The sequence below is a fragment of the Streptacidiphilus alkalitolerans genome (genome assembly GCF_042511045.1).
GTDB classification, from domain to species: domain Bacteria; phylum Actinomycetota; class Actinomycetes; order Streptomycetales; family Streptomycetaceae; genus Streptacidiphilus; species Streptacidiphilus alkalitolerans.
Genome location: NZ_JBHEZX010000008.1, coordinates 193,784 through 211,515 on the forward strand (window position 1 = coordinate 193,784; position 17,732 = coordinate 211,515).

General features: G+C 71.0%; 13 protein-coding genes. 3 read left to right on the forward strand and 10 right to left on the reverse strand.

Features of this window, described 5'->3' with window-relative positions:
• Positions 1 to 14: 14 nt before the first annotated feature.
• From ACEZDG_RS20210 to ACEZDG_RS20245, 8 genes are all read right to left on the reverse strand, one after another.
• Entirely contained in the window at positions 15 to 713 is a 699-nt protein-coding gene (locus ACEZDG_RS20210) for a response regulator (protein ID WP_380511505.1), read from the reverse strand.
• Positions 710 to 3,304 (reverse strand): sensor histidine kinase, encoded by a 2,595-nt coding sequence (locus tag ACEZDG_RS20215; RefSeq protein ID WP_380511508.1) that lies wholly within the window; start codon positions 3,302 to 3,304, stop codon positions 710 to 712. The genes ACEZDG_RS20210 and ACEZDG_RS20215 overlap by 4 nt, the downstream gene beginning before the upstream one ends.
• A gap of 77 nt (positions 3,305 to 3,381) precedes the next feature.
• Positions 3,382 to 4,011: a potassium-transporting ATPase subunit KdpC gene (gene kdpC, locus ACEZDG_RS20220; RefSeq protein WP_380511511.1), complete on the reverse strand. Its 630-nt coding sequence runs from the start codon at positions 4,009 to 4,011 to the stop codon at positions 3,382 to 3,384.
• A gap of 20 nt (positions 4,012 to 4,031) precedes the next feature.
• A complete protein-coding gene (gene kdpB / locus ACEZDG_RS20225; protein ID WP_380511514.1) occupies positions 4,032 to 6,170 on the reverse strand; it encodes a potassium-transporting ATPase subunit KdpB in 2,139 nt (712 codons plus the stop codon).
• The gene (gene kdpA, locus ACEZDG_RS20230) at positions 6,170 to 7,834 is read right to left on the reverse strand and encodes a potassium-transporting ATPase subunit KdpA (protein WP_380511517.1); all 1,665 of its coding nucleotides are present in this window, start codon (positions 7,832 to 7,834) and stop codon (positions 6,170 to 6,172) included. Before kdpA ends, kdpB begins: the two co-directional genes overlap by 1 nt.
• A complete protein-coding gene (gene kdpF / locus ACEZDG_RS20235; protein ID WP_380511520.1) occupies positions 7,834 to 7,923 on the reverse strand; it encodes a K(+)-transporting ATPase subunit F in 90 nt (29 codons plus the stop codon). The genes kdpA and kdpF overlap by 1 nt, the downstream gene beginning before the upstream one ends.
• A gap of 374 nt (positions 7,924 to 8,297) precedes the next feature.
• A complete protein-coding gene (locus ACEZDG_RS20240; RefSeq protein ID WP_380511523.1) occupies positions 8,298 to 10,523 on the reverse strand; it encodes a glutaminase family protein in 2,226 nt (741 codons plus the stop codon).
• 309 nt (positions 10,524 to 10,832) lie between these two features.
• Positions 10,833 to 11,852 carry a helix-turn-helix domain-containing protein gene (locus ACEZDG_RS20245; RefSeq protein ID WP_380511525.1) on the reverse strand — a complete coding sequence of 340 codons (1,020 nt, stop codon included), beginning with the start codon at positions 11,850 to 11,852 and terminating at the stop codon, positions 10,833 to 10,835.
• A gap of 527 nt (positions 11,853 to 12,379) precedes the next feature.
• On the opposite strand from ACEZDG_RS20245, the gene ACEZDG_RS20250 reads away from it, so the two are divergent.
• Together ACEZDG_RS20250 and ACEZDG_RS20255 are read left to right on the forward strand one after the other, a co-directional pair.
• Positions 12,380 to 13,339 (forward strand): esterase/lipase family protein, encoded by a 960-nt coding sequence (locus ACEZDG_RS20250; protein WP_380511528.1) that lies wholly within the window; start codon positions 12,380 to 12,382, stop codon positions 13,337 to 13,339.
• A 149-nt stretch (positions 13,340 to 13,488) separates the two neighbouring features.
• Positions 13,489 to 14,139: a TetR/AcrR family transcriptional regulator gene (locus ACEZDG_RS20255; protein ID WP_380511531.1), complete on the forward strand. Its 651-nt coding sequence runs from the start codon at positions 13,489 to 13,491 to the stop codon at positions 14,137 to 14,139.
• On the opposite strand, the gene ACEZDG_RS20260 is transcribed toward ACEZDG_RS20255, so the two are convergent.
• A complete protein-coding gene (locus tag ACEZDG_RS20260) occupies positions 14,123 to 14,920 on the reverse strand; it encodes an inositol monophosphatase family protein (protein WP_380511534.1) in 798 nt (265 codons plus the stop codon). The two genes, ACEZDG_RS20255 and ACEZDG_RS20260, sit on opposite strands and share 17 nt — an antisense overlap.
• Positions 14,921 to 15,015: 95 nt before the next feature.
• On the opposite strand from ACEZDG_RS20260, the gene ACEZDG_RS20265 reads away from it, so the two are divergent.
• Positions 15,016 to 15,978 (forward strand): Lrp/AsnC family transcriptional regulator, encoded by a 963-nt coding sequence (locus ACEZDG_RS20265; protein WP_380511537.1) that lies wholly within the window; start codon positions 15,016 to 15,018, stop codon positions 15,976 to 15,978.
• On the opposite strand, the gene ACEZDG_RS20270 is transcribed toward ACEZDG_RS20265, so the two are convergent.
• Positions 15,953 to 17,617 carry an AMP-binding protein gene (locus tag ACEZDG_RS20270; protein WP_380511540.1) on the reverse strand — a complete coding sequence of 555 codons (1,665 nt, stop codon included), beginning with the start codon at positions 17,615 to 17,617 and terminating at the stop codon, positions 15,953 to 15,955. The two genes, ACEZDG_RS20265 and ACEZDG_RS20270, sit on opposite strands and share 26 nt — an antisense overlap.
• Between the last annotated feature and the right edge of the window lie 115 nt (positions 17,618 to 17,732).

The following is a 17,732-nucleotide window of genomic DNA, read 5'->3' on the forward strand; positions in this document are numbered from 1 at the left end:
GACCCCGCGGCCGGTCAGGGCTCGTAGCGGTAGCCCATGCCCGGCTCGGTCAGCAGGTGGCGCGGGTGGGCCGGGTCGCGTTCCAGCTTGCGGCGGATGCCGGAGAGGTAGACCCGCAGGTAGTTGGTGTTGCGCTCATGGCCGGGACCCCAGACGCTCAGCAGGATGCTCCGGCCGGTGACCAGGCGGCCCGGGTGGTTCAGCAGGACGGTGAGGATGCGCCATTCGGTGGGGGTGAGCCGGAGCGCCTCGTCGTCCGAGGGCTCGGCCACGCCGGCCGGGCGGACCGTGCAGCTGGCCAGGTCGACGATGTGGTCCCCGATGACGGCGCTGGTGCCGTGCGACTCCCCGGTGGCCGGCCGGCGCAGCACCGCGCGCAGCCGGGCCAGCAGTTCGTCCATGGAGAAGGGCTTGGTGACGTAGTCGTCGGCGCCGGCGTCCAGCGCGGCGATCTTGTCGGCGGCGTCGGTGCGGCCGGAGAGCACGATGACCGGCGCCGCGCTCCACACCCGCAGGGCGTGGATGACGTCGATGCCGTCCAGGCCCGGCAGTCCCAGGTCCAGGATGACCGCGTCGGGCGGGATCCTGGCCGCCTCCTCCAGGGCGCGCGGGCCGTCGGGGGCGGTGGCGACGGTGTACTGGCGGGCCTTGAGGTTGATCTGCAGGGCCCTGAGCAGCTGCGGCTCGTCGTCCACGAGCAGAACGCGGGTCACGAGAAGGAGTCTCCGTCGGTGGCGGGGAGGGTGAGGACCATGGTGAGGCCCCCTCCTGGGGTGTCCTCGGGGGTGAGGGTGCCGCCCATGGCCTCGGCCAGGCCGCGGGAGAGGGCCAGGCCGAGGCCCACGCCGGAACCGTTGTCGGTGTCGCCCAGGCGCTGGAACGGCAGGAAGACCCGTTCCCGGTCGTCCTCGGGCAGTCCGGGGCCGTGGTCCACCACCCGCATCTCCACCTGGCCGGCCAGGGCGCTGGCGGAGACCAGCACCGGGGTGCCGCCGCTGTGGCGCAGGGCGTTGGCGACCAGGTTGGCCACCACCCGTTCCAGCAGCGGCCCGTCCGCGAGCACCGCCGGCACCTGGGCCAGGCCCTGCACCCGCAGGCTCGCCGAGGTGCCCCGGGCCATGGAGTCCACGGCGGCGGCCAGGACGTCGTCGAGGCCGGTGGGCTGCAGGTCCAGCGACAGCGCGCCGGCCTGCAGCCGGCTCATGTCGAGCAGGTTGTCGACCAGGCGGTTGAGTTTGCCGAGGGATTCCTCGGCGCTGGCGAGGAGTTCCTGCTGGTCCTCGGGGGTGAACTGGACGTCGTGGCTGCGCAGCGAGCTGACGGAGGCCATGGCGACGGCGAGCGGGGTGCGCAGGTCGTGGCTGACGGCGGCGAGCAGGGCGGTGCGCATCCGGTCGGCGGCCTTGACCGGTTCGACCTCGGCGGCGACCTCGGCCAGGTGGGCCCGGTCCAGGGCGGCGGCGACATGGGCGGCGAAGGCGGTCAGCACCCGGCGGTCCGCGGCCGGCAGTGGGCGTCCGCGCAGGACCAGGACGGCATCGTCGCCGACCGGGACCTCCTCGATCCCCACGCTGTCCGCCTCGCTGTTCGCCTCGCCGACCGGGAGCTGACGGTCCTCGGGGCGGCGGACCAGGGCGACGGAGTCCATGCCGAAGGTCTCGCGGAGCCGGGTGAGCAGGGCCTCGATGGCGCTCTGTCCGCCCAGGACGCTGCCGGCCAGGGCGGACAGGGTCTCGGCCTCGGCGGTGGCGCGGGCGGCCCGGCGGGCCAGCCGGGTGGCGCGGTCGACCACGGCGGCGACGGTGAGTGCCACGGCGGCGAAGACCACCAGGGCCAGGATGTTGTTGGGGTCGTTGATGGTGAAGCGGTGGATCGGCGGGATGAAGTAGTAGTTCAGCAGCAGCGAGGCGAACAGCGAGGCCAGCAGCGCCGAGGTTACCCCGCCCAGCAGCGCCACGCCCACCACGGCCAGCAGGAAGATCAGTATGTCGCTGGTCAGGTTGACGGCGCCGCGGGTCTGGCTGAGCAGCGCGGTCAGCAGGAACGGGGTGACCAGGCCGGCCAGCGGCCCGGCGATCCGGCGGGCGGGGGAGTGCAGCCGGCCAGGGACCGGGAGTCTGCGTCCGCGCCCCGACTCCTCATGGGTGACCATGTGGACGTCTATGTCGCCGGACAGGGCGGTGATGGTCTCGCCGATGCCGCGTCCGGTCAGCGAGCGGGACAGGGCGCTGCGGCGGCTGGTGCCGAGGACCAGTTGGGTGGCGTTCTCGGCCCGGGCGAAGTCGATCAGCGCGCGGGGGACGGAGTCGCCGACCACCGAGTGGTAGCTGCCGCCGAGGGCCTCCACCAGGCGGCGCTGGGCGGCCAGCGCGGCGGGGTTGGCGTCGGCCAGGCCGTCGCTGCGGGCGACGTGGACGGCCAGCAGGTCCCCGCCGGCGGCTCGGGCCGCGATCCGGGCGGCGCGGCGGATCAGGGTCTCGCCCTCGGGGCCGCCGGTGAGCGCGACCACGACCCGTTCGCGGGTCTCCCAGACGCTGGCGATGCCGTGGTCGGCGCGGTACTTCTGCAGGCCCTCGTCGACCCGTCCGGCCAGCCAGAACAGGGCGAGTTCGCGCAGGGCGGTGAGGTTGCCGACCCGGAAGTAGTGGGAGAGGGCCGCGTCGACCTTCTCCGGGGCGTAGATGCTGCCGTGGGCCATCCGGCGGCGCAGGCCCTCGGGGGCGACGTCCACCAGTTCGATCTGCTCGGCGTGGCGGACCACCTTGTCGGGGACGGTCTCCTGCTGCGGCACCCCGGTGATCTTCTGGACCACGTCGTTGAGCGACTCCAGGTGCTGGACGTTGACGGTGGTGAGCACGTCGATGCCCGCGTCGAGCAGCTCCTGGACGTCCTGCCAGCGCTTGGTGTTGCGGCCGCCGGGGATGTTGCTGTGGGCGAGTTCGTCCACCAGCGCGACCTCGGGACGCCGGGCCAGTACGGCGTCGAGGTCCATCTCGGGGAAGGCGGTGCCGCGGTACTCGCGGGTGAGCCGGGGCAGGACCTCGAGACCGTCGAGCATGTCCTCGGTGTTGCGGCGCCGGTGGCATTCGACGAAGGCGACCACGATGTCGGTTCCGCGTTCGGAGCGGCGGCGGGCCTCGTCCAGCATCCGGTAGGTCTTGCCGACGCCGGGTGCGGCGCCGAGGAAGACCTTCAGCCTGCCCTGACGGCCGCTACCACGGGGGTAGGGCGGGGGCTGCTCCTGCTGCGGTGCCACCGGACGTGTCCTTTCCTCTGCGGAGAATTGGGCAAGCTGCCTGTCCATCGCGGGCCGGCCGCACGGAGGATCCCCGTGCGGCCGGACCAAACGTCAACCCTGTCCGGTGTCAGCCGAGTTCGGCTTCAGCTGAGTTCGGTGAGGGCGAGGTTGAGCTGCAGGACGTCGACCCGGGGTTCGCCGAGGAAGCCGAGGGTGCGGTCCTTGGTGTACTTCTTGACCAGGGTCTGGACCTGGGCGTCGGTCAGGCCGCGGGCCTGGGCGACCCGGTTGACCTGGATGGCGGCGTAGGCCGGGCTGATGTCGGGGTCGAGCCCGGAGCCGGACTTGGTGATCGCGTCCGGCGGGACCCGGCCCTGGCTGACGCCGTTGAACTTGGCGACGGCGGCCTTGAGCTGGGTGTAGGTGGTGGCCAGATCGGCGTCGTTGGTGCCCTTGTTGCTGCCGGCCGAGGCGGTGGGGTCGTAGCCGTCCGCGCCGGCGGCCGAGGGCCGGGACTGGAACAGCTTGGGGTCGGGGCTGACGGTCTTGCCGTCCTTGCCGACCACCGTGAAGTTCTGGCCGATCAGCGAGGAGCCGACGACCTTGCCGCTGCTGTCCTTGAGCAGCGAGCCGTTGGCCTGCTTGCTGAACGCGACCTGGGAGATCCCGGTCACGGCCAACGGGTAGGCCAGGCCGCAGACCAGGGTGAACAGGAGCAGGATCCGCAGCCCTGTGAGGTGGTTGCGCACCGGGGTGGGAAGGGGTTTAGCCATGATGTGTCACACCACTTCTTTCAGTGCAGACCGGGGATGAACTGGATGATCAGGTCGATGGCCTTGATCCCGACGAAGGGCAGGATCAGGCCGCCGACGCCGTAGATCCCCAGGTTGCGGCGCAGCAGCGACTGGGCCGAGGAGGGCTTGTAGCGCACGCCGCGCAGGGCCAGCGGGATCAGGCCGATGATGATCAGGGCGTTGAAGATGATCGCCGAGGTGATCGCCGAGGTCGGGCTGTGCAGGCCCATGATGTTCAGGTGGCGCAGCCCCGGATACACCGCGGCGAACATGGCCGGGATGATCGCGAAGTACTTGGCCACGTCGTTGGCGATCGAGAAGGTCGTCAACGCACCGCGGGTGATCAGCAGTTGCTTGCCGATCTCGACGATCTCGATCAGCTTGGTGGGGTTGGAGTCCAGGTCCACCATGTTCCCGGCCTCCTTGGCGGCCGAGGTCCCGGTGTTCATCGCCACGCCGACGTCGGCCTGGGCCAGGGCGGGGGCGTCGTTGGTGCCGTCCCCGGTCATGGCGACCAGCTTGCCGCCGGCCTGCTCCTTCTTGATCAGGGCCATCTTGTCCTCGGGAGTGGCCTCGGCGAGGAAGTCGTCCACACCGGCCTCGGCGGCGATGGCGGCGGCCGTCAGCGGGTTGTCGCCCGTGATCATGACGGTCTTGATGCCCATCGCCCGCAGGTCCTCGAAGCGCTGCTTGATACCGGGCTTGACCACGTCCTTGAGGTAGATCACCCCGAGGGCGCGGGCCGGGGCCGAACCCCGCTTCTCCGCCACGACCAGCGGGGTGCCGCCCATCCCGGAGATCCGCTCGACCGCCAGGTCCAGCTCGTTGCCGGTGCTGCCGCCGTTGTCGCGCACCCAGGCGGCGACCGAGCCGGCCGCGCCCTTGCGGATGCTGTGTATGCCGGAGGTCTCGTCCAGGTCCACGCCCGACATCCGGGTCTGGGCGGTGAACTCGATCCAGGTGGCGTGCGACAGTTCGCCCTGCGCACGCTCGCGCAGCCCGTACCCCTCCTTCGCCAGGACGACGATGGAGCGGCCCTCGGGGGTCTCGTCGGAGAGCGACGAGAGCTGTGCGGCGTCCGCGAGTTGACGGTCCGTCGCATCGCCGACCGGCAGGAATTCGGCGGCCTGGCGGTTGCCGAAGGTGATGGTGCCGGTCTTGTCCAGCAGCAGGGTGGAGACGTCGCCGGCGGCTTCGACCGCGCGGCCGGACATGGCCAGGACGTTGCGCTGCACCAGCCGGTCCATGCCGGCGATGCCGATCGCGGACAGCAGGGCGCCGATGGTGGTGGGGATCAGCGCGACCAGCAGGGCGACCAGGACCACGATGCTCTGCTCGGCGCCGGCGTACTTGGCCATCGGCTGCAGGGTGACCACGGCCAGCAGGAACACGATGGTCAGCGAGGCCAGCAGGATGTTCAGGGCGATCTCGTTCGGCGTCTTCTGCCGCGAGGCGCCCTCGACCAGGGCGATCATGCGGTCGATGAAGGTCTTGCCGGGCTCCGAGGTGATCTTCACGACGATGCGGTCGGAGAGCACCTTGGTGCCGCCGGTCACCGCCGAGCGGTCGCCGCCGGACTCGCGGATCACCGGTGCGGACTCGCCGGTGATGGCCGACTCGTCCACGCTGGCGACACCCTCGACCACGTCGCCGTCACCGGGGATGACCTGGCCGGCCTCGACGATCACGAAGTCGCCGAGCTGCAACTCGCTTGCGGCGATCTCCTGTTCGGCGACCCCGGTGGCGCCGGGGATCCAGTGGCCCTGGACCTTGCGGGCCACGGTGTCGGTCTTGGTCCGGCGCAGGGTGTCGGCCTGGGCCTTGCCGCGGCCCTCGGCCACGGCCTCGGCCAGGTTGGCGAAGACCACGGTCAGCCACAGCCAGACGGTGATCACCCAGGCGAAGACGCTGGGCTTCTCGATCGCCGAGACGGTGGTCAGCAGCGAGCCGACCTCCACCACGAACATGACCGGGCTCTTGACCATCACCCGCGGATCGAGCTTCCTGACCGCGTCGGGGAAGGAGGTGAGCAGTTGCTTGGGGTCCAGCAGGCCCGCCGACAGCCGGTGCTCGACCTGTGCTGATGCCTGCTGCGGGTCCGGTTCCAGGACCGGGGTGTTGAGGGTGGGGGTGGACATCAGTGGAGGCCTTCCGCGAGCGGCCCCAGCGCCAGGGCCGGGAAGTAGGTGAGTCCGACGACGATCAGGATCACGCCGGAGAGCATGCTGACGAACAGCGGGCTGGTGGTCTTGAGCGTGCCCGCGCTTTCCGGGATCGGCTGCTGGCGGGCCAGCGAGCCGGCCAGGGCCAGCACGAACACCATCGGCAGGAAGCGGCCGAAGAGCATCGCCAGCCCGAGGGCGGTCTGCCAGTGCGGCGAGGTGACGGTGATGCCCGCGAACGCGGAGCCGTTGTTGTTGGCCGCCGAGGTGAAGGCGTACAGCACCTCGGAGAACCCGTGCGGCCCGGAGTTGTTCATCCCGCCGCCGTGGCCGGCCTTGAGCGACATCGCCAGGCCGGTGCCGCAGAGCACGACCGCCGGGGTGGCCAGGATGTACAGGGAGGCGAACTTCATCTCCCGCGCGCCCAGCTTCTTGCCCAGGTACTCAGGGGTGCGCCCGACCATCAGACCGGCCACGAACACCGTCACGATCGCCAGGATCAGGATCCCGTACAGGCCCGAACCGGTACCGCCGGGGGCGATCTCGCCGAACATCATGTTCAGGATCGTCATACCGCCGCCGAGCGGGGTGAACGAGTCGTGCATGGAGTTCACCGCGCCGGTGGAGGTCAGCGTGGTGGAGGCCGCGAACAGCGACGAGCCGGGGATCCCGAAGCGGACCTCCTTGCCCTCCATCGCCGCACCCGCGATCTGCGAGGCGACACCGGAGTGCTGGTGCTCGAAGAAGGTGATCAGCGCGGCCGAGGCCACCCAGTACAGGCCCATCACCGAGAGGATGGTGTAGCCCTGCTTGTGGTTGCCCACCATCTTGCCGAAGGTCCGGCACAGCGCGAACGAGATCACCAGCAGCAGGTAGATGGCCAGCAGGTTGGTGAAGGGGTTGGGGTTCTCGAAGGGGTGCGCGGAGTTGGCGTTGTAGAAGCCGCCGCCGTTGGTCCCCAGCTGCTTGATCACCTCCTGCGAGGCCACCGGACCACCCGGGATCGACTGCGTCCCACCGGACAGGGTGTGCACCAGCTGCGCGGCGTGCAGGTTCTCCACGACACCGCCGGCCACCAGGACCAGGGCGAAGACGACCGAGATCGGCAGCAGCACGCGCAGCGTGATCCGGGTCAGGTCCACCCAGAAGTTGCCCAGGTGGTCGGTCCTGTTGCGGGTGAACCCGCGGATCAGCGCGGCCACCACGGCGATGCCGACGGCGGCGGACAGGAAGTTCTGCACCGCCAGGCCGCCCATCTGCACCAGGTGGCCCATCGTCGACTCACCCGAGTACGACTGCCAGTTGGTGTTGGTGACGAACGACGCCGCGGTGTTCCACGCCATGGCCGGCGTGACGGCGGGGAAACCCAGAGAGAGCCAGAGGTGTTCCTGCAGCCGTTGGAAGCCGTAGAGGAACAGCACCGAGATGAAGGAGAAGGCCAGGACGCTGCGCAGGTAGGCGCCCCAGGTCTGCTCCGCGTCGCCGTCGACGCCGATCAGCTTGAAGATGCCGCGCTCGACCCGCAGGTGCTTGCGCGAGGTCAGCGTGTGCGCGATGTAGTCGCCCAGTGGTCGGTAGGACAGGGCGAGGGCGCCGACCAGGGCCAGGGCCTGCAGGAAGCCCGCAAGGGTAGCGTTCACTAGAACTTCTCCGGGAGGATCAGAGCCACGATCAGGTATCCGACGAGGGCGACCGAAACGATCAGGCCCACGATGTTGTCGGCGCTCACAGCTTCTCCACTCCCTTGACGATCAGAGCGAGGATGGCGAACACGAGGATCGTCACCCCGACGAAGAGCACGTCGAGCATGAGGTTGCACCCCAGAGGTCGAGTGGTTGGTGACCGGCGAACACCGGCTGTGCCAGGAAAGCGCACGTCAGGGGGTTGTATGCGCGGCGTTAACGCCTCCCTTGCGTCCCGTCCGCCAACCTTGACGCGACCTTGACGCGAGCGGCCCCGGCAGGGTTGCCAGCTGGGGCGCCGCACCTGCTCGCGGGAACGAAGAAGCCCCCGTTCCGGGGAAGGGAAACGGGGGCGGAAACGATTCTTCTAACGAGGCGGCCGGGCCTCGGTCACGACCTCGGAGGAGTGAAGGCGGGCGGGCTACCGGCCCAGGCTGAGCAGGGCGAGGATGCCGCCGACCACCGGTCGGGCCTGGAATCCGCTCTGGTGGTTGGTCACCGTGTCGTACAGGTCGGTGAACGGCACCCGGGAGGGGGAGGTGTTGGCGAAGTCGTACAGCGAGTCGATCAGGAACTGGCTGACCGGGTGGCCGCTCAGCCAGGCCGCGGTCCACATCTCCCAGTCGCCCTTGGTGTAGGAGTGCCGCAGGTCCAGCGGTACCCCGTACTGGTTGACCTGGGTCAGGTACCAGTCGGCCTCCTCCTCGGCCACCGAGCTCGGGACCAGGTTCAGGCCCAGCAGCCGGTCCGGGTAGCCGTTGTACTTCAGGCTCCAGGTCCCCGGCTGGTCGTAGGCCAGCTTGAGGTGGTCCGGGGTGGTGTCCTGGGCCTTGGCCGCCCACTGCGAGCTGTAGCTGCCGGCCGTGGTCCGGTACCGGGCGGCGTCCGCCGTGTTGCCGGCGGCGGTGGCGATCTGGCCCATCGCGCCGATGGCGAGGATGCCCTTCAGCGCCAGGTTGGCGCTGTGCCCGATGAAGCCGGTGAAGTCGTCGGTCTGGTTCTGGAAGCCGGGGTCGAGCGCGTTGGCGACCAGGTACTCGCCCCACTGCTTGAGGATCGGGTAGTGCTTGGCGGCGAACGCGCGGGCGGCCGACCGGTCGATCCTGGCCAGGTACGCGGCGCACATCAGCAGCATGTTGGCCGACTCCTCGACCGGCATGTCCTCCTCGTTGCCGTCGTTGTGCCCGGACGCGACGGGGTAGTGGGAGCCGAGGTCGTGCTCCGCGAACTCCTTGGGCCAGCCCCCGTTCTCCGGGTAGTCGAGCATCGGTGCGAGCAGCAGCCCCAGATAGGCCGGGTCGGTGTACAGGAACGCGGGCATCGCCGGGTAGGTGACGTCCACGGTGGAGACATTGCCGTCGCTGGAGATCTCCTTGAGGAAGGCCCAGGGCTCGCCGTTGCGGCTGACCAGCTCCGTGCCGCCGTACGCCTGGCGCAGCGAGAGCGCGCACAGCGCGGCGTACTTGGCGCCGCCGACCGCGGTGGCGTCGCGGCGCACCTTGGCGTCGAAGGCCGCGGTACGGGTCTGCGCGGCGGAGGCGTCGGCGTGGAAGGAGGCGGCCATCTGCTGCCAGGTGGGCCAGTAGGAGCGCCACAGCGGCGGGAGGTCCGCGCCCAGGTAGCTGATGGCCGGTTCGCGGACGTGGCCGACGGACAGCACGGCCGACTGCTTGGACCGCACCGCCCCGAAGTCGAAGTTGAAGCCGAACACCGGCCAGTTGTCGCTGATGGCCCGGGGCTGGTTGCTGTCGGCGGTGTTGCCGAGCTTCCCGTTGGCGAGCACGGCGGCGCGGACCACGGTGTCGGCGCCGATCTGCCAGCTCAGCCCGGAGCGGTTGGTGGCGCTCCAGACGACCGAGCCCCAACTGGCCATGTCGCCGTTCTCGGCGAGCACGGCCGGCGTGTCCGGGGTGAACGAGAGCGAGGTGAGCGAGGTGCTGCCGCTGCCGGCGACCTGCTCCTGGGACCAGCGGATCTTGGTGCCGGAGTCGCCGTGGGCCCACTCCCCGGAGATGTCGAAGTACAGGCTCACCTGGTGGGACTTGCCGTCGGTGCTGCGCACGTCCGCGGTGAGGTAGGACAGCGGCACCGACTGGCGGCGCAGGTCGCCCGGCTCGATCGGGGAGAGGAAGGCCAGCGTCAGCTGGACGCCGGCGGCCTCGAAGACATAGGTCGAACGGGTGGCGCTGAGCGTCAGCGAGCGCTGCATCATGCCCCGCAGCACATGCCCGTCGATGTTCGGCGCGCCCATGAACAGGAAGGCCACGCCGTCGATCCGGGCGATGCCGGCCATGGCGGTGGTGCGTCCGGTCCAGAAGCTCGGCCAGGTGCCGGCGAGATTGTCGGCCGACAGCCAGGTGCTCAGGTAGGGGGAGCGGACGGCGAGGGGCACGGCCGGAGGCCGGATCGGGTCGAACGTGGACGCGAACGCGCTCGCCTGACCGGAGGCCGAGGCGGCGGAGGCCGAGGCCGAAGCGGGGACGGCTGCGGCGGCGGACTGTGCCATGCCCGGCAGCAGGGCGACGCCGGCCGCCCCGAGCCCGGCCGCGCCGCTCCAGCGGATCAGGCCGCGACGGCTGAGGCCGTCGCCCGGAGCGGTCTGCTCCGCGCCCTCGGACCGGTCGGACGAGTCCATCGTGTGGGACATGGTTTCCTCCAGAAGCCGCTGGTGGGAGCGGCGTTGGTTCAGGGTGCGGTGCTCGGTCCCCGTGTTGTGCAGCAAATAACAACGTTGGAATGAAGGGCAGTGGTATGACAGCACGCCGCTACCGCGCTGTCCACCCCCGGAACGTGAACCTTCACATCCCGCCAGCGGGGAACAGTGCTGCCCTACCGCATACGGCCAGGTCGGGGCCTTGGGCATGAGGCTGCACAAACAGCACGTCGACCTTGGTGCGTTGCCCGGCTGGAGCAGGCGAGAGCCGACGCCCGCGTTCCAACGTTGTATACCTACCGGCTAGCGGCTGGCCGCCGACGCGGCCCGACCGCGGAGCGCTACCTCGAGCTCGAAGCGGGCATCGGGGTCGCTGAGCGCCGTGCCGAACAGCTGCTGCACCCGGTGCAGGCGCTGCCTGGCCGTCTGCGGATGGATGCCCAGCCGGGCCGCCACCTCGGGGGCGCTGCCGCGGTTGGTCTGCAGCCAGGCCAGCAGGGTCGCCCCCAGCCGCTCGCTCTGCTTGGCCGTCAGTCCGGCCAGGGGTTCGAGCCGGCGTTCCGCCATCAGCCGTACCAGCGGCGGATCCGCGAGCAGCAGCAGGTCCGGAAGGCGGTCGTCGCAGGTCGGCGGCTCGCTGCCGACCTCGGTCGGCCGGCTGTGGGAGGCCGTCAGCCTGGCCCAGCGCAGCGAGTCGGCGGCGAGGTCGAAGGGCACGGTCGGGCCGATGACCGCACCCCGTTCGCGCAGCACCGCCCTGATCTGATCGTCCTTCAGCAGCAGGGCGGGCTCGGGCAGCAGCAAGTACGGGTCGGGTCCGTCCAGGTCCGCCAGGACCGGTGCGGGCAGCCGCCGCCGTCGGCCGCGGCGCGGGTCGGCGGGGCCGAGGACCGCGCAGGCCACCTGCTCCGGGAGCGGCCAGTCCGCCTCGACTGCCGCCTTCTCGACCTCCTCCTGCGGCGCGCCGGCCGCCATCAGCTCCAGCAGGCGGCGGCGCAGCGGCGCCAGCGTCCCGGCGTGGTTGGCCCTGGCCTCGGCATAACCCTGGACCGAGGCGGAGGCGATCTCGTCGATGTGGACGAAGACCGCCTCGGCGACGGTGACCAGCAGGTCGGGGCCCATCCCGCTGCGGCGCGCGGCCCGGGCGTAGCGCCGCCAGGCGACCCGGGCGCCGAGCCGGTAGGCGGCCTGCAGCGCGTCCAGGCTGCGGCCTTCGGCGAACTCGCCCCGACCGAGCGCGCGGTAGACGGCCAGCCGCTCCTCGTCGGATTTCAGCTGTGAGCCGGCGACCAGGTCGGCGAACTCGGCCAGCGCCGTCTCCACACCCCGCTGAATTCCGGTCCCGAATTTACCGGCGAGTGGGCGGTCGAATTCCGGAATCTGCTGCCTGATCTCGCGTATGATCTCGGCAGCGAGAGTCTGCCGCTCTTTCCGTAGCTCGACCGCGAATTGGCGCGGCAAAGCGGCCCACGGTCCGGTCAACAGCTGCCCTCCGTCGGGGCTCCGCCGCGCTGGAGACGGAGCCGCCCGACGTGAGTATGAGCCGATGTTACTGACGAGTCAATACTTCTGACATGGCCCTATGCCTGAACTTGGCCCAGCTGCCCGCCTGCTGTCCGTCAGCTGCGGCCGACCGGGGGCAGTGGGAGCGCTAGGTTTGATGACAGGCCGCCGAGATGCCGCGGCAGGAATCCTGGCATCCGATCGCGCGCTTTCCCTTGGCGCTTGTGGAAGTCGTTGACGCGAACGTGCCGCACTCCTAGCGTCGCCGTTCGATCGCAGGTTCGACATTCCCACTCGAAGTCGGACCAGGTGTTTTCGCAATTCCACCACAAGGGACGGTGTCCGACATGAAAGCCAACCTGAGAAGCGGCCGACTGCGTGTTCTGGCCGCGGCTGCGGCGGCCGGTGCCATGGGAGTCGCGCTCGCGGGCGCGCAACCGGCGGCGGCCTCGGCCTCGTACCCGGTGAACTACAACTTCGCGACGGGGGTGCTGGCGGGAGCGCTCACCCCCACCGTCGCGCCGCCCGGCGCCAACAACTGGTCCTGCCGGCCGAGCGCCGCGCACCCCTACCCGGTCATCCTGGTCAACGGCACCTTCGGGAACATGCACGACAACTGGGCCGGGGCCTCGCCGCTGCTCGCCAACAACGGCTACTGCGTCTTCGCCTTCAACTACGGCGGCAGCTCGCCCACCGCGATCCTGCAGGGCACCGGCGACATCGCGGTCAGCGCCGGACAGCTGTCGGCCTTCGTGGACCAGGTGACGGCCGCCACCGGCACCTCCAAGGTGGACCTGGTCGGCCATTCGCAGGGCGGGATGATGCCCCGTTATTACCTCAAGAACCTGGGCGGGGCCGCCAAGGTCGACAAGCTGGTGGCGCTGGCGCCCAGCAACAACGGGACCACGCTGGACGGCATCACCGAGCTCGGCCGGCAGTTGAACCTGATCGACCCGATCAACGGCCTGCTGAACGGGCCGTGCGCGGCCTGCGTCGAACAGGAGGAGGGCTCGCCCTTCCTCACCGCGCTCAACGCCGGCGGTGAGACCGTGCCGGGTGTGCAGTACACCGTGATCGAGTCCGTGGACGACGAGGTGGTCACCCCCTACACCAATGCCTTCCTCCCGGCGGCGCCGAACGTCACCAACATCCTGCTGCAGAACCAGTGCCTGCTGGACGGCACCGACCACCTGGAGATCGCCGCCGACCCGATCGCGCTGACGGACGTCCTCAACGCGCTGGATCCGGCGCACCGGCGCAGCGTCCCCTGCGAGGTGGTCCTGCCGGTGACCGGGCCGCTGCTCTGACCGGGCCGCTGCTCTGACGGGGTTGCCGTTCTGACAGGCCGCCAACTCGAGGTGACTGAGTGTTGATCTCTGTCCGGCATATGCCACAGCCGCCGCTGTAGCATGCGCTGGACAGTGGATCCCACCCCAGGAAGCCGAGGCGGTTCGACATGGCAGCGTCCTCAGGGCCGGCCCGGCCACCGTTGAGACGTGACGCCGAACTGAACCGCAGCCGGATCATCGCCGCCGCCCACGAGGTGTTCCGCCAACGGGGGATGAGCGCCACCCTCGACGACATCGCCCGGCACGCCGGAGTCGGCGTGGGCACCGCCTACCGGCGCTTCGCCAACAAGGAGGAGCTGGTCGACGCCCTCTTCGAGGACATGATCGACCGGGTCGAGGCGCTGGCCGCCGAGGCCGCGGCGGACCCGGACGCCTGGCACGGGCTGACCACGAGTCTTGAGCAGGTGTGCGAGCTGCAGGCTTTCGACCGCGGGCTGCGCGAGGTCATGCTCGGTACGGGAAAGGGCCCGCAGCGGCAGGCGCTGGTGGCCCGTCGGATCAAACCGGCGGTCGACCGGCTGGTCGCCCGCGCCAAGGAGCAGGGGACGCTGCGCCCCGACGCGGAGCCCTGGGACATCCCGATGATCCAGCTGATGGTGTCCGCGGTCACCGACCACACCGGCCACCCCGATGCCTGGCGGCGCTACCTGCTGCTCATCCTGGACGGCCTGCGGGCCCGGCCGGGCGCGGCCACCCCGCTGCCCAGCGCCGGTTTCGACATCACCGGCCTCGGTGTGACGGTCAGCCCGCCGGGGTAGTCCGCGCGGTCGCCAGCAGGGACAGGATCCGGCCGTGCAGAGCGGGCGGCGCGGCCAGGAAGCCGGGCGAGGCCGGGTGCCAGGGCCTGCCGTTGATGTCGGTGACCAGCGCACCGGCCTCGCTCGCGACCAGCGAACCGGCCAGCAGGTTGCCGGCGTCACGGCCGTACTCGTAGAAGGCGTCGATCCGTCCCGAGCCGACGTCGGCCAGCTGCCAGGAGGTCGGGCCCAGGTTGCGGACCGCGCCCACCGCGGGCAGCAGCAGTGACAGCGCGCGGCCGGCGTCGGCCACCGCCCCGGGTTGGCGGCCGACGAAGGGCGGCTGGCTGGTGGCGACCAGGGCCAGCGACAGGTCCGTCTTGCCGGACGGGGTGATCGGGGCCCCGTCCAGGAACGCCCCGCCGCCGAGCGCCGCGGTGTAGGTGTGGCCGAGGACCGCACTGTGCAGCGCGGCCAGGACCGGGCGTCCTTCGCGGACCAGGGCGATGCTGACCGACCACTGCGGCAGCCCCTGCAGATACTGCACCGCGCCGTCCACGGCGTCGACCACCCACTGCTCACCGCCCGGCGGAAGGTCGGTGTCGATCTCCTCGGCCCAGGCCGTACCGGGGAGGGCGATTTCCAGCCGTTCCCGGAGCAGGGCTGTGGTGGGCCGGTCGACGGCGTCGAAGGCGGCCTTGAACGCGGGCCAGCTGTCGAACCCGTGCGGACCGGTCCGCCGCGGCAGCAGGGCGGCGGCGTCCTGGGCGGCCCGCGCCATCAGGGTCAGGGTGTCGGACATCGGATGCTCCTCTCGGGTGGTTGCTGCTCCAAGCCTGGCGCCGGGCGGCGGACAGCTGCCGGTCAGTGAGGTCATTGCGAGCGATACTGTCCAGCATGGGCTTTCCCGTGAGCGACTACGTCGCCGATGCCATAGACCTGGGGCTGATCGCGGCGCTGCAGTGCGACGGCCGGATCACCGCCGAGCGAGCGGCCGAAGTGCTCGGGCTGCCGGCCCGGGTCGTCACCCGGCGCTGGGCCGCGCTGCTGGACGGCGGCGGGGTACGGGTCGTCGCCTCGCCGCCGCTGCCGCGCCCGGACGGGGTGATGCTGCTGCGGATCAGGGTGCTGCGGGGAAAGGTCGACGCGGTGGCCCACGCCCTGGCCGCCAGGTCCGACATCCCGCTGGTCGATGTGTCGGCCGGGGGTGACCAGCTGATCGCGGTGCTGACGGCCAGTCCGGACCACCGGGACCGGCTGGTGTTCCGCCAGCTTCCGACCACCTCGGCGGTGACCTCGGTCGAGGCCGAGACCGTCATCCATGTCTTCGCCGTCGCCGGGGACTGGCGCCTCGACGCGCTCACCCCCGACGAGCGCGACCGGCTCACCCCGCGACTACCGGCGGCGGAGGGCGGCGACCGGGAGGCCGACGAGGTCGACCGCGCGGTCGCCGCCGCCCTGGCGGGCAACGCCAGGATGTCGGCCTCGGCCGTCGCCCGGGCCACCGGGCACCCGGAGTCCACCGTGCGCCGTCGGCTCACCGCCCTGTTCGAGCAGGGGCAGTTGCGCACCCAGGTCCTGGTCGACCCGCGGCGGCTCGGGCTCGGGGTGGACGCCAACCTGCGGATGCGGGTCCCGCCCGCGCGACTGGACCGGACCGGGCGGCTGCTCGCCGCCCACCCGGCCGTGCACGGCGCGCTGGCCACCACCGGCCCCGGCAACCTCAACATCGCGGTCTGGCTCCGCGACCTGGACCACCTCTACCGCTTCATCACCCACGACCTGGCCGCCCTCGACGTCGACCTGGTGGACACCGTCCTGGTCGGTCAGGCCCTCAAACGCCCGGACCCGGCTTGGTAGTCGTGGCCAGCAGCCGCAGCGCCTGCTCGCGCATCTCCACCTTGCGGACCTTGCCGGTGACCGTCATCGGGAAGCCGTCCACCAGGTGCAGATAGCGCGGGACCTTGAAGTGCGCGAGCTTTCCCGCACAGAACGCCCGTAGTTGATCGACCGTCAACTCCGGCGCTCCGGGCCGCAGTTTGACCCAGGCCATCAACTCCTCGCCGTAGCGGGGGTCGGGGACGCCGATCACCTGGACGTCCTCGATGTCGGGATGGGAGTAGAGGAACTCCTCGACCTCGCGCGGGTAGACGTTCTCGCCGCCGCGGATCACCATGTCCTTGATCCGGCCCACGATCGAGACATAACCGTCGGCCGCCATCTCGGCCAGGTCCCCGGTGTGCATCCAGCCCTGCGGGTCCACCGCCTCCGCGGTGCGCTCCGGGTCCTCCCAGTAGCCGAGCATCACCGAGTAGCCGCGGGTGCACAGCTCGCCCGGCGTCCCGGTCGGCACGGTCGCGCCGGTCTGCGGGTCCACCACCTTGACCTCGACATGCGGATGCACCCGGCCGACCGTGGCCACCCGGTGCTCCAGCGAGTCGGTGCGCCGGGTCTGGGTGGAGACCGGCGCGGTCTCGGTCATCCCGTAGGCGATGGTCACCTCGGCCATCCCCATCTCGCCCATCACCCGCTTCATCACCTCCACCGGGCACGGCGAGCCGGCCATGGCGCCGGTCCGCAGCGAGGACAGGTCCCAGCGGCCGGGCGCGGCCTCCAGCTGCGCCAGTTCGGCGATGAACATGGTGGGCACCCCGTACAGCACCGTGCACCGCTCGTTCTGCACCGCGTCCAGGGTCTGCACCGGGTCGAACAGCGCGCCGGGGACCACGATGCAGGAGCCGTGCGAGGTCGCGCCGAGGTTGCCCATCACCATGCCGAAGCAGTGGTAGAAGGGAACCGGCAGGCAGACCCGGTCGGCCTCGGTCCAGCCCTGGATCTCGGCGACCTGGAAGCCGTTGCCCAGGATGTTGTTGTGCGAGAGGGTGGCGCCCTTGGGGAAGCCGGTGGTGCCCGAGGTGTACTGGATGTTCGCCGGGTCGTCCGGGCTCAACCCGGCCTCGCGCTCCCGGAGTTGCTCCAGCGGCACGGCCCGGCCGCCCTCGACCAGGGCGTCCCAGTCGGCGGTGCCGATGTGCACCACGCGCTCCAGCGCCGGGCAGTCCGCGCGCACCGCCCCGATCAGGGCGACATAGTCGCTGCCCTTCACCCGGGTCGCGGCGACCAGCAGTTTCGTCCCGGAGTGGCGCAGCGCGTAGGCGATCTCATGCTCGCGGTAGGCCGGGTTGAGGTTGACCAGGATCGACCCGGCCCGGGCCGCGGCGTACTGCAGCAGCACCCACTCCGCGCAGTTGGGCGACCAGATGCCGACCCGGTCGCCGGCCTCCACCCCGGCCGCGAGCAGCCCGCGGGCCAGCTGGTCCACGGCGGCGTCGAAGGCGGCGTAGGTCCAGCGCCGGCCACTGGCGCACTCGACCAGCGCCTCGCCGTCCGGGAACGCCCGCGCGGTACGGGCCAGATCGGCGCCCACGGTGCGCTCCGGCAGCGGCGGTTCCGCCTCGCCCCTGCGGTGCGACAGCTGCGGATCGAGGTCTGCGGACATCGTCGTCCTCCTCCTGCTCGGGTGCTGTGGGGGAATCTACGCCAGGAGCGCGGCCCCAGTCTCGGGCAACGGCTGCGGACGGTTCACAGGGGCGGGCCGGATGCCGGAGTACGGT

What these genes read in the sequence shown, in the direction of transcription:
- ACEZDG_RS20215 (WP_380511508.1), bottom strand. Translation starts at nt 3,304, where the DNA reads ATGGACAGGCAGCTTGCCCAATTCTCCGCAGAGGAAAGGACACGTCCG.
- kdpC (WP_380511511.1), bottom strand. Translation starts at nt 4,011, where the DNA reads ATGGCTAAACCCCTTCCCACCCCGGTGCGCAACCACCTCACAGGGCTG.
- kdpB (WP_380511514.1), bottom strand. Translation starts at nt 6,170, where the DNA reads ATGTCCACCCCCACCCTCAACACCCCGGTCCTGGAACCGGACCCGCAG.
- ACEZDG_RS20240 (WP_380511523.1), bottom strand. Translation starts at nt 10,523, where the DNA reads ATGTCCCACACGATGGACTCGTCCGACCGGTCCGAGGGCGCGGAGCAG.
- ACEZDG_RS20250 (WP_380511528.1), top strand. Translation starts at nt 12,380, where the DNA reads ATGAAAGCCAACCTGAGAAGCGGCCGACTGCGTGTTCTGGCCGCGGCT.
- ACEZDG_RS20255 (WP_380511531.1), top strand. Translation starts at nt 13,489, where the DNA reads ATGGCAGCGTCCTCAGGGCCGGCCCGGCCACCGTTGAGACGTGACGCC.
- ACEZDG_RS20260 (WP_380511534.1), bottom strand. Translation starts at nt 14,920, where the DNA reads ATGTCCGACACCCTGACCCTGATGGCGCGGGCCGCCCAGGACGCCGCC.
- ACEZDG_RS20265 (WP_380511537.1), top strand. Translation starts at nt 15,016, where the DNA reads ATGGGCTTTCCCGTGAGCGACTACGTCGCCGATGCCATAGACCTGGGG.
- ACEZDG_RS20270 (WP_380511540.1), bottom strand. Translation starts at nt 17,617, where the DNA reads ATGTCCGCAGACCTCGATCCGCAGCTGTCGCACCGCAGGGGCGAGGCG.